10 protein-coding genes are annotated in these 12,759 nt (G+C 65.9%); 4 read left to right on the forward strand and 6 right to left on the reverse strand.

Features of this window, described 5'->3' with window-relative positions:
* Nucleotides 1-106 precede the first annotated feature (106 nt).
* Both B9Y82_RS09915 and B9Y82_RS09920 read left to right on the forward strand, forming a co-directional pair.
* On the forward strand, nucleotides 107-2,260 hold the full coding sequence (locus B9Y82_RS09915) for a TonB-dependent receptor plug domain-containing protein (RefSeq protein WP_100472928.1): 2,154 nt from the start codon (nucleotides 107-109) through the stop codon (nucleotides 2,258-2,260).
* Complete coding sequence (locus B9Y82_RS09920) at nucleotides 2,250-2,810, forward strand: thioredoxin-like domain-containing protein (RefSeq protein ID WP_100472931.1); 561 nt, start codon at nucleotides 2,250-2,252, stop codon at nucleotides 2,808-2,810. Before B9Y82_RS09915 ends, B9Y82_RS09920 begins: the two co-directional genes overlap by 11 nt.
* A 25-nt stretch (nucleotides 2,811-2,835) precedes the next feature.
* Here the strand turns inward: B9Y82_RS09920 and mntR are convergent, their stop codons facing one another.
* Nucleotides 2,836-3,306: a manganese-binding transcriptional regulator MntR gene (mntR, locus tag B9Y82_RS09925; RefSeq protein WP_014037494.1), complete on the reverse strand. Its 471-nt coding sequence runs from the start codon at nucleotides 3,304-3,306 to the stop codon at nucleotides 2,836-2,838.
* A gap of 117 nt (nucleotides 3,307-3,423) precedes the next feature.
* Here mntR and B9Y82_RS09930 point away from each other — a divergent pair, with 117 nt between their 5' ends.
* Nucleotides 3,424-4,755, forward strand: coding sequence for an Nramp family divalent metal transporter (locus B9Y82_RS09930; protein WP_100472934.1), 1,332 nt, complete (start codon nucleotides 3,424-3,426; stop codon nucleotides 4,753-4,755).
* 117 nt (nucleotides 4,756-4,872) lie between these two features.
* Here the strand turns inward: B9Y82_RS09930 and B9Y82_RS09935 are convergent, their stop codons facing one another.
* From B9Y82_RS09935 to B9Y82_RS09950, 4 genes are all read right to left on the reverse strand, one after another.
* Nucleotides 4,873-5,199, reverse strand: coding sequence for a thioredoxin family protein (locus tag B9Y82_RS09935; protein WP_005409967.1), 327 nt, complete (start codon nucleotides 5,197-5,199; stop codon nucleotides 4,873-4,875).
* The gene (locus tag B9Y82_RS09940; protein WP_083797426.1) at nucleotides 5,171-5,638 is read right to left on the reverse strand and encodes a flavodoxin; all 468 of its coding nucleotides are present in this window, start codon (nucleotides 5,636-5,638) and stop codon (nucleotides 5,171-5,173) included. The genes B9Y82_RS09935 and B9Y82_RS09940 overlap by 29 nt, the downstream gene beginning before the upstream one ends.
* A 25-nt stretch (nucleotides 5,639-5,663) precedes the next feature.
* Complete coding sequence (locus B9Y82_RS09945; RefSeq protein WP_100472937.1) at nucleotides 5,664-6,704, reverse strand: ribonucleotide-diphosphate reductase subunit beta; 1,041 nt, start codon at nucleotides 6,702-6,704, stop codon at nucleotides 5,664-5,666.
* A gap of 71 nt (nucleotides 6,705-6,775) precedes the next feature.
* Nucleotides 6,776-9,139 carry a ribonucleoside-diphosphate reductase subunit alpha gene (locus B9Y82_RS09950; protein ID WP_100472940.1) on the reverse strand — a complete coding sequence of 788 codons (2,364 nt, stop codon included), beginning with the start codon at nucleotides 9,137-9,139 and terminating at the stop codon, nucleotides 6,776-6,778.
* 432 nt (nucleotides 9,140-9,571) lie between these two features.
* Between B9Y82_RS09950 and B9Y82_RS09955 the strand changes: the two genes are divergently transcribed.
* Nucleotides 9,572-10,549 (forward strand): zinc-binding dehydrogenase, encoded by a 978-nt coding sequence (locus B9Y82_RS09955; protein ID WP_100472943.1) that lies wholly within the window; start codon nucleotides 9,572-9,574, stop codon nucleotides 10,547-10,549.
* 88 nt (nucleotides 10,550-10,637) lie between these two features.
* On the opposite strand, the gene betT is transcribed toward B9Y82_RS09955, so the two are convergent.
* Nucleotides 10,638-12,617: a choline BCCT transporter BetT gene (betT, locus tag B9Y82_RS09960; protein WP_100472946.1), complete on the reverse strand. Its 1,980-nt coding sequence runs from the start codon at nucleotides 12,615-12,617 to the stop codon at nucleotides 10,638-10,640.
* Between the last annotated feature and the right edge of the window lie 142 nt (nucleotides 12,618-12,759).

Here is a 12,759-nt window from a genome sequence, read left to right on the forward strand (position 1 = left end):
TTGCTGCAGCTTCGTTATATAGCCCTTGCTATATTCATAAGCCACTGCTTTCATATGCACCAGCCAGGTCGCCCTCGCCGCCCTCCCTCCCCAAGGACGACGCCTCATGCCCGTTTCCCTCATTCGCCGCCTGCCACTGGCTGCCGCCATTGCCCTCACCCTGCCACTGCCCGCATTGGCGGCCGCGCCGAAACCCACCGAACTGGACAGGGTGCAGGTGAAAGTCAGCACCGCCACCCGCAGCGAACGCCTGCTGTCGGACGTGCCGATCCGCACCGAGGTGCTGCGCAAGGAAGACATCGCGTTGCGTGCGGCCACCGACTTCTCGCGTGCCGCCGAGCTGATCAACGGCCTGCGCGTGGAGAGCAACTGCCAGAACTGCAACACCAGCGAGGTGCAGCTGCTGGGCCTGCCGGGCGCCTACAACCAGCTGCTGTTCGATGGCATTCCGCTGCTGTCCACGCTGGGCAGCGTGTACGGCCTGGAACAGATTCCGGCCGGCTTCGTCGACCGCATCGAAGTGGTCAAGGGCGGCGGCTCGGCACTCTATGGGCCGGGTGCGGTGGCCGGTGTGATCAACCTGATTCCCCCGCTGCCGGCGCGCAGCGGTGGCCATGTGCAGGCCGGCGTGGACGTGCTGAAGGGCACACCGCAGAAGAATGCCGACGTGCGCCTGGACCTGGTGGCGAAGGACGCCGATGCCGGGCTGTCGGTGATTGCCCAGCGCAACTGGAACAGCGGCATCGACTACAACGGTGACGGCTACACCGAAATCACCCGCAAGAACCTCAAGGTCGGCGGGCTGCAGGCCTGGTACGCGCCCACGCCGGGCACGCGGCTGCGCCTGGACCTGCAGGTGACCGATGAAACCCGCCGCGGCGGCAACCGCCTGGATCAGCCCGAGTACCTGGCCAACATCGCCGAATCGCTGGATACGAAGTACCGGCGCGGCAGCGTGTCGTGGGACCAGGAGATCAATGCCGACGTCGACTTCCGCCTGGCCTATGCCTTCGCCGACATCGACCGTGACAGCTTCTATGGTGGCCTGGGTGACGTGGTCACCGATCCCTCTGCCCCTGGCTATGACCCTTCGCAGCTGGACCCCAACGTGGCTGGCAGCGCGGCCTCGCGCTCGTGGCGCCAGTACGGCCGTACCCACAACCCGCTGCACTACATCGACAGCCAGTTGAACTGGCGGCTGGGCGCGCACGCGCTGGCCTTCGGCGTGCAGTACAAGCACGAGGCGCTGCGCGACGACAACCGCACCGGTGACGGCCAGCGTCTTGCCGTGCTGGAGGATGCAACCTTCCACAACCTGGGCGCCTTCATCCAGGACGAATGGAGCCTGCGCGACGACGTCGACCTGGTGCTGGGCGCACGCGTGGACAAGAGCTCGGAGCTGGACAACGCGGTGTTCTCGCCGCGCATCGCGCTGGCCTGGCAGGCCACCCCGAACCTGAAGTGGCGCGCGGGCATCGCCACCGGCTTCCGCGCCCCGGAGATCTTCGTTGAGGACGTGCATGTCGATACCTTGGGTGGCGAACAGGTGCGCGTGCGAAACGCCGACGGCCTGAAGGAAGAGCGCGCATTGACCACCCTGTTCGGCTTCGACTGGCGTTCGGACCCGGCCAATCCGGTCTGGAGCTGGGATGCCACCGCCTCGTATGCGCGCATCCGCGATACCTTCGCGCTGGGCGAGATCCAGCGCGGTGATGACGGCCAGCTCAGCCAGCTGCGCTACAACGCCTCCGGCTCGAATGTGCTGGGCGCAGAGACCAACCTCGGCTGGCAGCCGTCGCCACAGTGGCGCCTGACCGCCGGTGCCTCCTGGTACCGCTCGCGCTTCCGCGAACCGCAACGCATCTTCGACGACACCGGCGACGGTGGCGACACGGTCATCGAAAGCCGCGACTACCTGAAGACGCCACGCTGGACCGGCCTGGCCCAGCTCAGCTGGATGCCGGCCGAGCCGTGGGAAACTTTCGTGGCGCTGCGCCACACCGGACCGATGTCGGTGCTGAACAACCGGCTGGGCGAACTGCACCGCACGCGTTCATTCCTGGTGACCGACCTCGGTGCGCGTTGGCACCGTCACCTGGGCGCGCAGGCACACCAGGAAGTATCGGTGGCCGCAGGCGTCAAGAACGTGTTCGACCAGCGCCAGAAGGACCTGGAAGTGGGCGCGCTGCGTGACAGCGACTATGTCTACGGGCCGCGTTTCGCGCGCTCGTGGTACGTAAACCTGCGCTATGCGTTCTGAGGCCCTGCGAACGCTGTTGCTGACGTGTGCCTTGCTGCTGGCTGCACCGGCGACGGGCGCGGACCTGCATGCGCAGGTTTCCGCCTCGCTGATGCGGCCCGAGCAGCGCTCGCTGCGGCCGATGCAGTGGTCGCCGCCACCGAAACTGGTGGCGCTGTACTTCGGTGCCGACTGGTGCGCGCCGTGCCATGCCTTCGTACCCACACTGCGCAGCGTGCGCGACGCGCTGCGCGAGGCCGGCGCCGACACCGAAGTGGTGTATGTCAGCCTCGATGAGAGCGAGGCTGCGCTGCGCCGCTACATGCACGCGCAGGACATGCCGTGGCCCGTGCTGGACCCGCGCCGCGCCGCGCGCATGCCTGCACTGCAGGCCCTGGCCGGTTTGGGACCACCGAACCTGGTGCTGATCGATGCCGACGGTGCAGTGCTGGCCAATGGCTGGCAAGGCCGGCGCTACGAAGGACTGCAACCTGTATTGAAGGAATGGACGAAACGGGCGTGCGCGCAGCAGCAGGCCCATTGTCCCAACGCCGGCATCCAATCACGGTAGCGCCGGGCATGGCCCGGCGCTACCGCTACGGCGCCCCGCCCTCGGCCTTGCGCACGAACGCTTCGAACAACGCCAACGTCTGCTCGCTCACGTGATGCTCGATACCTTCGGCATCACGCCGTGCGGTATCCGGGTCAACGCCCAGCGCCAGCAGGAAACGCTCCACGGTCTGGTGGCGCTGGCGGCTGGCATGGGCCAGCGCCTCGCCTTCGGGAGTGAGGAACACGCCGCGATACGGCCTTTGCACCACCCAACCATCACGGGCCAGCCGCCGCAGCATCTTCGCCACGGTGGGCTGGGCCACGCCCAGGCGGGTGGCGATGTCGACCTGGCGGGCCTCGCCGCCATCGGCCAGCAGGTCCGAGATCAGCTCGACATAGTCCTCCACCAGCTCCATCCGGTGCGCCTCGCGCACCTGCCGGAAGCTCTCGACCTGGCGCTCGGCCTCGATCAAGGGGGTGCTTTTCAGCGATGTCGAATCGTCGGTCTTGCCCACGCCTGCGCCTGTCCTTCCGGTGTGCTCCGGTGTTGAACCTGAATTCTGGACCAGTAACGCGATAAAGACGATTGTTTCACGTTGCTAATGACTATAGCAGGGGCTATATTCGAGTCCATGAACACTCTGGCGCCCGGCAACCCTTCGGCCTCTGCTCCGGCCAGCCTGGGCGCGCTCAACGCCTCGGTGGCGGTGCCCGACAAGGGCCACTGGTGGTTCCGCCTGCTGGCCTTCCTCGGCCCGGGCTACATGATCTCGGTCGGCTACATGGACCCGGGCAACTGGGCAACCGACCTCGCCGGCGGTTCGCGCTTCGGCTACCTGCTGCTGTCGGTCATCCTCATTTCCAACCTGATGGCGGTGATCCTGCAGGCGCTGTCGGCCCGGCTCGGCATCGCCACCGGCATGGACCTGGCCCAGGCCTGCCGCGCGCGTTACCCGAAGCCGGTGAACCTGGCGCTGTGGGCGTTGTGCGAGGCCGCGATCATCGCCTGCGACCTGGCCGAGGTGATCGGCACTGCCATCGCGCTGAAGCTGCTGTTCGACCTGCCGCTGCTGTGGGGTGCGGTGATCACCGCACTGGACACGCTGCTGGTACTGCTGCTGATGAACCGCGGCTTCCGTGCGCTGGAAGCCTTCGTGATCGCGCTGCTGATGGTGATCTTCGCCTGCTTCGTGGTGCAGATCGCGATGGCCGCACCACCGGTGATGGCGGTGCTGGGCGGGTTCATTCCGCGCGCACAGGTGGTGACCGATCCGCAAGCGCTGTACATCGCGATCGGCATCATTGGCGCCACGGTGATGCCGCACAACCTGTACCTGCACTCGTCGATCGTGCAGACCCGCGCCTATCCGCGTACCGACGAAGGCCGTCGCAGTGCGCTGCGCTGGGCGGTCACTGACAGCACCATAGCGCTGACCCTGGCGTTGTTCATCAACGCCAGCATCCTGATCCTGGCGGCGGCGGTCTTCCATGCCAATGGCCGGTTCGACGTGGAAGACATCGAGCAGGCACATCAACTGCTGGCGCCGATGCTGGGCGTGGGTGCAGCGGCCACGCTGTTTGCGATTGCCCTGCTGGCATCCGGCCTGAATTCGACAGTGACCGCGACGCTGGCCGGCCAGATCGTGATGGAAGGCTTCCTGCACCTGCGCCTGCCGCCGTGGCTGCGGCGTCTTGCCACCCGCGCACTGGCGATCATTCCGGTGGTGGTGGTGATCATGCTGTTCGGCGATCAGGGCGCAGTGAAGCTGCTGGTGCTGAGCCAGGTGGTGCTGTCGATGCAGCTGCCGTTCGCGATCATCCCGCTGGTGCGGATCGTGACTGACAAGGTGACGATGGGCGCGCTGGTGGCGCCACGCTGGCTGGGCGGCATCGCGTGGGCAATCGCACTGGTGATCGTGGTGCTGAACGTGAAGCTGCTGGTCGACACCTTCACCGGCGGGTGACGCCAATGCCGGGATCGGTCCTGCCCCAGTAGATCCACGCCATGCGTGGATGCCTTTACGCGGTGTGAGGTCAGAGCCCTTGCCTCTGGCAAGGGATCCGACCCCGCCATCTCCACGCTACAGATGCAACGCGATCGCGGCCTCGATCTGCTGCGGCGACTGGAACCCGGCCAGGCGCGTGCGTTCGTCGCCGTCACGGAACAGCGACAGCGTCGGCGTCTGCCGCAGCCCCAGTTCCCTGAAGAACGCCTCGCCCAGCACCTCCAGCTGCACGCGCAGCAACGTGGTGCCCTGCCCCGCCACGCTGTTGGCCACACGGTGCAGCGACATCTCCAGCATCCGGCACCCCGGGCACTGGTCCTTGTGGAAGTCCACCAGCACCCTCGGGTGTTCGGCCAGCAACTGCTGGAACTGCTCAGGCGTGGTGGCGTCGATGATCTGCATCGGTGTTGCTCCAGTAATGGGCCAGGACCGCATCGGTCCAGGCCTCGATGGCCGCGGCATGGCGTTCGCCGTGCGGCATCTGTTCGATCTCCAGCGGCGGGTAGTCGCTGCGGAAGTAGCGGATCAGGCGGTGCACGGCACCGCAGTAGTACTCCTGCCCCCACTGCGTCTCGCCGGTTCCGAACACCGCCAGCTGCCGTGGCCGCTCGCCACGCTCGGCGATGCCGGCCACCCACGCCTTCATTTCTGCCGGCGTGCGGCCGGCGTTGTCGGTCCAGCAGCCCAGCAGCACCAGGTCGGCCTCATCGGCCGCCAGCGGCGGTGCCTGGCGCAGGTCGTCGGCCTCCTGCCAGTGCACGGCATGCCCCGCAGCGCGGCAACGCTCGGCAATCTGCCGGCCGAGCTCGCGGGTGTTGCCACTCAGCGAGGCCACCACCAGCAGGATGCTCAGCGCCGCGCCGGGCTCAGAGGTCGTCGAAGCCGTTGTCGACGTTGGTCTTCTTGTAACTTGCATTGCGCATCTCGAAGAAGTCGGTCTTGGTCTCGGTGAAGTTGTCGGCGTAGGCCTTGATCCACGGCATCACGTTGTCGGTGGTGTCGCTGTACAGGCGCTCGATGCCGAGCATGCCGGCCATCTTGTTGGCGCGGTACTTCACGTAGCGTGTCATTTCCTCCACATCGATGCCGTCGATGCCGTCCAGCACTTCCGATGACCACTCGGTCTCCAGTTCGATGGCGTGCTCGAACGCCTGGTGCACATAGGCGGTCAGCTCGTTGGTCTGCAGTTCCGGGTTCTCGCCGATGATGGCGCGGATCAGCTCGCTGATGAACTTGGTATGGGCCAGCTCGTCGCGGTTGATGAAGCTGATGATCTTGCCGGTGCCGGTCATGCGGTTCTGCCGCACCATGTTGTAGAAGTACGCAAACCCGGAATAGAAGTTGATGCCCTCCAGGATCGAGGACTGGATAAGCGACTTCAGCAGGGTCTCGGCGGTCTTCTCGCGCATGAAGTCGTCATACGCGCCCATGATCGGTGCGTTGCGCTTGATGATGGTCGGATGGGTACGCGCCAGTTCAAACACCCGGTTCTGGTTCGGCAGGTCGGTGATCGAGGCCAGCACGTAGCTGTAGCTTTCGTTGTGGATCACTTCCTGCTGGCCGATGATCGCCGCGTTGGCATGCGCGGCCGGGTCGGTGATGTACTCCGCCACGTTGTAGATGAACCGCGTCTGCGGCGAATCGAGCGTGGCGAGCAGGCCGATGATCGAGTCGTACGCGTTCTTTTCGCGCGCGTTGAGCTCGCCGTACTGGCGGGCATCAAGCTTCATGTCGACCTCGTCGGGAATCCAGAAGTTGGTCGACAGCTCCTTGTAGGCCCGATAGAACGACGGGTATGGGATGTCGTTCCAGTTGAGGATGCCGCTGGTGCGGCCGTTGATGATGCCGGTGCTGCGGTTGGGATGGCGCGGTTCGAGGATCTTGATGCGGTCGAGGGGGGTTGCCATGGGTTTCTGCCTTCGTTCTCTTTCTATCGTGTTGCCGGCCAGCGGCCGGCACTACCGTGGGTCAGCGGAGGTCAGCTGGAGCACCACTCGCATTCGCTGATGTCGATGTCGTTGGAGCGCACGTAGTAGGTGGTCTTCAGGCCCTCGCGCCAGGCACTCAGGTGCAGCTCCAGCAACGTGCTGGCGCGGATGGTGCTGGGCACGTACAGGTTGAAGCTGATCGACTGGTCGACATGGCGCTGGCGGCGGGCGTTCTGGCGCACGCTGGCGAACTGGTCGACCTTGTAGGCGCCCTTCTCGTAGTACGGCCAGGTTTCCAGCGACAGCCCCGGTGCTGCCACCGGCCGCCGGAAGTCCTTCTTTTCCTCGTAGTAGAACGCGCTGTAGATCGGGTCGATCGAGGCAGTGGAACCGGCAATCTGCGCGGTGCTCATGTTCGGCGCGACCGCCAGCAGCCAACCGTTGCGCAGGCCGTGCGTGGCGACCTCGCGGGCCAGGCTCTCCCAGGCCGCGCCGCTGTAGTCGCGATCACTGAAGTAGCGCCCGCTGTGCCAATCGCTGCCGGCGAACATCGGGTAGCTCCCTTTCTCCTTCGCCAGCTGCGCGCTGGCCTGGATGGTCAGGAAATTGATGCGCTCGTACAGGCGGTCGGCCAGCTGTTCGGCATCCGGCGATTCCCACTGGATCGCCTGCTGCGCCAGCAGGTGGTGCCAGCCGAAGGTGCCCAGGCCGATGGCGCGGTACTTGCGGTTGGTGATCGTGGCCTGCGGCACCGGCAGTGCATTGAGGTCGATCACGTTGTCGAGCATGCGCACCTGGATCGGGATCAGGCGCTCCAGCACGTCGGTGGCCAGCAGGTCATCCGGTGCACTGATCGCCCGGCCGAGATTGATCGAGGACAGGTTGCAGACCACGAAGTCACCGGCGCGGCGCGTAGTAACGATCTGGTCGCCGCTGACGATCTCCTGGATCATCCGCGTCGGGCTCATGTTCTGCAGGATCTCGGTGCACAGGTTGCTGGAATAGATCATGCCCGCGTGCTTGTTCGGGTTCCGCCGGTTGACCTCGTCGCGGTAGAACAGGAACGGGTTGCCGGTCTCCAGCTGGCTGAGCATGATCCGCTTGAACAGATCGATGGCCTTCACCGTGCGTCGGCTGATGCGCTCGTCGGCCACCAGCTCGGCATAGCGGTCGCGGAAACTGCCCGAACCACGCTTCTCGTCGTAGAAGTCCTGCAGGTACCAGCCCTTGGCCTGCTTCACCTCGTGCGGATCGAACAGGTACCAGTCGGCACGGCGCTCGACCGCTTCCATGAACAGGTCCGGCACGCACACCGAGGTGAACACATCGTGCGCGCGCAGGCGCTGGTCACCGTTGTTGAGGCGCAGGTCCATGAAGGCCTCGATGTCGCGATGCCAGATGTCCAGGTACACCGCCACCGCGCCCTTGCGCTGGCCGAGCTGGTCGACCGATACCGCGGTGTTGTTGAGCTGCTTGATCCACGGCACCACGCCACCGGAGGAATTGGGCACGCCACGGATCGGCGCGCCGCTGCTGCGCACGTAACCGAGGTAGGCCCCGACGCCGCCGCCGTGCTTGGACACGCGGGCGATATCGGTATTGGAGTCGTAGATACCCTGCAGGCTGTCATCCACCGTGTCGATGAAGCAGCTGGACAACTGGCCGCCGACCTTGCCCGCATTGGCCAGGGTGGGCGTGGCCACGGTCATGTACAGGTTGGACAGCGCCCAGTAGGCTTCGCCGACCAGCTGCATGCGCCGCTCGCGCGGCTTTTCCTCCTGCATCAGGTACAGCGCGATGGTCAGCCAGCGCTCCTGCGGCAGTTCGTAGACCTCGCGGCTGCGGTCGCTGGCCAGGTAGCGCGTGGCCAGCAGGTACAGGCCGTTGTAGGCGAACAGGCGGTCGCGATCCGGATCAATCATCTCACCGGCCTGCTGCAGCTCTTCCTTGGAATAGCAGCGCAGGATGTCGTTGCTGTAGATGCCGCGGTCAGCCAGGCTTTCCTGCAGGCCCACGTAGGAGCCGTACTTCAGGCTCACATCGTAGAAACGGTTGCGGCTGGCACGCTTGTACAGGCGGCGCAGGTAGATGCGCGCGGCAAACTGCTCCCACTCCGGCGCGACCAGGTCCACGCGTGATTCGGCCTCACGGATCAGCAGATCGACCAGATCGTCGGCGCTGATGCTCGGCTTGCGCTCGACCATCGCCTGCACCACGCGGCGGTAGTCGCTCACATCCAGCTGCGGGAACTCGGCATGCACCGCATCGATGCTGCGCTGCAGGCGCTCGGCGTCGAACGGCAGGCGGCGGTTGCCGGCTTCCTTGGTGATCCAGGTCGGCACGCGCTCGCCACCAGCGAGCAAAGCGTCGCCGGCGCCGGCCAGATCGGCCGCGCGGTAGGTGTTGTCGGTCATGGTCCTGCGTCTCCAGGCTCGCACGCACGGTGGCGTCGATGCCGTGGCAGCCCTGCACGCGATACCGGCGCACGGGGCGATCGGGGTGGGATGCCAAAGCGCGGGAACATCAGGTCGTCGGCATGCGCCTGCGCCTGCGGCCGGTATCCGGGCCGTGGGGGCGACCTGTGTCCGCACGATGGCGGCCGCGTCGACACGGCAAGCCTTCAGGGGCGGGCCGCGGGACGTTTGCTGCATGTCCGGCGGCGGCGGCTGACCGGGAGTGACGGCCACAACATAGTGGGGATGTTCCGAGTCGTCAACACAAGATGCGGTAATCACGACATGCCGCGACGATCCGTCGCAGGATGCCGTGTTGCAGCGGCGACGCCTTGTCGACATCCCCTGCGTCCCCAGTTCGATACAACTTCAACTTTCATCGGAACACCGCCCATGCGCGCTGCCCAGTACTCCTCCTTCGGCAACCCGGCCGACGTCCTTGCGATTGCCGATGCCGCCCTGCCCGAGCCCGGCCCCGGTGAGGTGCGCATCCGCACCGTGCTGGCCTCGATCCACAACCACGATCTGCTGACCGTGCGCGGGCTGTATGGCTACAAGCCGACGCTGCCGGCGATCGGTGGCAGTGAAGCACTGGGCGTGGTCGATGCACTCGGCGACGGCGTCGACGGCCTGCAGGTTGGCCAGCGGGTGGCCGCCGCCTCGGTGCATGGCACCTGGGCCGAAGCGTTCATTGCACCGGCACGCATGGTGATTCCGATGCCGGAGGCGATCCCCGACGAAATGGCCGCACAGCTGATCGCGATGCCGCTGAGCGCGTTGATGCTGCTGGAGTTCCTGCGTGTCGAAGCGGGCCAGTGGATCGTGCAGAACACCGCCAACGGTGCCGTCGGCAAGTCGCTGGCGATGCTGGCGCGGGCGCGCGGCGTGCACGTGGCCAACTTGGTGCGCAACGCCGATGCCGTCGCGCAGCTGCAGGCACTGGGCATCGATCACGTGTTCGATACCTCGGTGGACGGCTGGAAGGATCGCGTGCGCGCCGCCACTGGCGAAGCGCAGGCGGCGGCCGCAGTGGATTCGATCGGCGGTGATGCCAGTGGTGATCTGGTCGACCTGCTCGGTCACCACGGCACCCTGGTGTCGTTCGGGGTGATGAGCGGCGAGCCGATGCGCATTCCCGCCGGCGGCCTGATCTACAAGGAAGCCACGGTGAAAGGCTTCTGGGGCAGCAAGGTCAGCCAGGCGATGGCGGTGGAGGACAAGCGCCGGCTGGTCGGCGAGCTGCTCAAGCGTGCGGCCGGTGGTGAACTGACACTGCCGGTGGAGCAGGTCTTTGCACTGGACGACATCGCCCAGGCGGTGAAGGCTGGTGCCGGATCGGGCCGCAACGGCAAGGTGTTGCTGCGGCCGTGATGGCCGGGCAACCGGGGTCAGATCCCTTTGCGTTGGAAAGGAGCTGACCCCCGGGAGGAGTGCGGACCAACGGTCCGCACCCACCGAATCAGCGGCTCAGGTGCAGGAACTGCAGGTGCCGTTCGTACTGGCTGATGATGTCGTTGATGATCTGCTTGCGGCTGTAGCCCACCAGATCGTAGTCCTGGCTGCCTTCGTACAGATGCACTTCGGCGCGGTAGTAGCGCTGGTTGCGCAGCTGCTGTGCGGCGAACGACGGGGTCAGATAGCCACTGAGGATTACCCGGTACTGGAAATCCTGCTGCTCGCCGTGATTCACCGACAGCTCCATGTCACCGGCCTCGAAGCGCGTCGCCACATCCCAACCCTGCCCTCGCAGCTGCTCGGCCACCGCCTCCATCGCCGGCTTCACGGTGTCGTCCATGAAGCGGTAGACCTGGTCGCGCACCGGGAAGTGCATGGCCTGGCTCAGGCGCTGGCGCCAGCCCTGGTGGTGGCGGTCATCGCCGATCAGCGGCGAAGGCCGGTATTGCTGCGCGCGTTTGCGATGCGACTCATCGCTGAAGGCGCGGGTCAGGCCCCACATCATCAGCAACAGCACCGCCGAGAACGGCAGCGACGCCAGCACCACTGCCGATTTCAATGCATCGATGCTGCCGGCCAGCAGCAGACCAGCGGTCAGCACCGCGATCACCGTGCCCCAGAACACACGCAGCCAGCGCGGGCCATCGTCCTCCGGCGCACCGCCGTGCGAGGACAGCGTGGACAACACCACCGCCCCCGAATCCGCCGACGTCACGAAGAAGATGAAGCTGACCAGCACCGTCACCGCGATCACCGTGCGGCTCCACGGATAACCATCCAGCAGTGCATACAGCACGGTCGGTGGGTCATCCACCGCCAGCTGCGCCAATTGCTGCTGGCCGTGGTGCAGCACCTGGTCCAGCGCGCTGTTGCCGAAGATCGACAACCACGCCAGGGTGAAGCCGAGCGGGATCAGCAGCACGCCGAACACGAACTCGCGGATGGTGCGGCCACGCGAAATGCGCGCGATGAACAGGCCGACGAACGGCGCCCAGCCGATCCACCAGGCCCAGTAGAACACCGTCCAGCCACCCAGCCATTCCGGCCGGCCGCCATAGGCATACACGTCGAAACTCTTGCCGACCACGCTGCCCAGGTAGTCGCCCAGGTTCTGCATCAGCGTGCTCAGCAGGTACTGGGTCGGCCCTGCGCAGAGCATGAACAGCACCAGCGCGATCGCCAGCAGCATGTTGATGTTGGCCATCCAGCGCACGCCCTTCTCCACGCCGGAGACGGCCACGGCCACCGCCGCGCCCATCATGCTGACCACCAGGATGATCTGCACCAGGTTGGAGTGCGGGATGTTGAACAGGTGCGACAAGCCGGCGTTGAGGTGCAGCACGCCGAAGCCCATGTCGGCGCCGATGCCGAACACGGTGGCGACAATGCCCAGCGCGTCCACGGTGTAGCCGATCGGGCCATTGATGCGCTTGCCGATCAGCGGGTACAGCGCCGAGCGCAGCGCCAGCGGCAGGTTGTGGCGGTAGGCGAAGTAGGCCATCGCCATCGCCGCCAGCGCGAACACCCCCCAGCCATGCAGGCCCCAGTGCAGGAACAGCAGCTGCATGGCCTGGCGCGCACCGGCTTCACCGGCCGCCGGATCGCCCTGCGGCGGCTGCAGGTAATGGGTCAGCGGTTCGGAGACGCAGAAGAAGAACAGCGTAATGCTGATGCCTGCGGCGAACAGCATGCCGGCCCAGGAAAGGTAGCTGAACTCCGGCTCGTCATGGTCGGCACCAAGCTTGATGCCACCGTACTTGGACAGCGCCACGCCGACCACGAACACCAGGTACAGGGTCATCGCCAGCAGGTAGTACCAGCCGACATTGAGGGCGGCCCAGTCCTGCGCCTTGACCAGAAGGCGGCCCGCACCGAGCGGGAACAGGCTGACGAACAGCGCGAACGCCACGACAATGATCGCCGCGAAGGCGAACACAGGCCGAAGGGTGCGCACCGGGGATTGTTGCGGCTCCAATGCTTCCATGGGGCGGCGTTCTCCGGCAGATCAAAGGGTTAGCCGACCGATTCTGGCTGAACCGCAGTGGACAGAGCATGAAGTTGCGGCCTGCTGTCGCAGGCCGCACTGGTGATTCCGTGTTATCACGCGCGCGCCGGCGCGTGCCTGC

This window comes from Stenotrophomonas maltophilia, from assembly GCF_002799155.1.
Taxonomy (GTDB): domain Bacteria; phylum Pseudomonadota; class Gammaproteobacteria; order Xanthomonadales; family Xanthomonadaceae; genus Stenotrophomonas; species Stenotrophomonas maltophilia_R.

Coding starts and splice junctions, on each gene's coding strand:
- B9Y82_RS09935 (WP_005409967.1), bottom strand. CDS start 5,199: ATGCAGATCATCGACGCCACCACGCCTGAGCAGTTCCAGCAGTTGCTG.
- B9Y82_RS09945 (WP_100472937.1), bottom strand. CDS start 6,704: ATGGCAACCCCCCTCGACCGCATCAAGATCCTCGAACCGCGCCATCCC.
- B9Y82_RS09950 (WP_100472940.1), bottom strand. CDS start 9,139: ATGACCGACAACACCTACCGCGCGGCCGATCTGGCCGGCGCCGGCGAC.
- betT (WP_100472946.1), bottom strand. CDS start 12,617: ATGGAAGCATTGGAGCCGCAACAATCCCCGGTGCGCACCCTTCGGCCT.
- B9Y82_RS09930 (WP_100472934.1), top strand. CDS start 3,424: ATGAACACTCTGGCGCCCGGCAACCCTTCGGCCTCTGCTCCGGCCAGC.
- B9Y82_RS09955 (WP_100472943.1), top strand. CDS start 9,572: ATGCGCGCTGCCCAGTACTCCTCCTTCGGCAACCCGGCCGACGTCCTT.
- B9Y82_RS09915 (WP_100472928.1), top strand. CDS start 107: ATGCCCGTTTCCCTCATTCGCCGCCTGCCACTGGCTGCCGCCATTGCC.
- B9Y82_RS09920 (WP_100472931.1), top strand. CDS start 2,250: ATGCGTTCTGAGGCCCTGCGAACGCTGTTGCTGACGTGTGCCTTGCTG.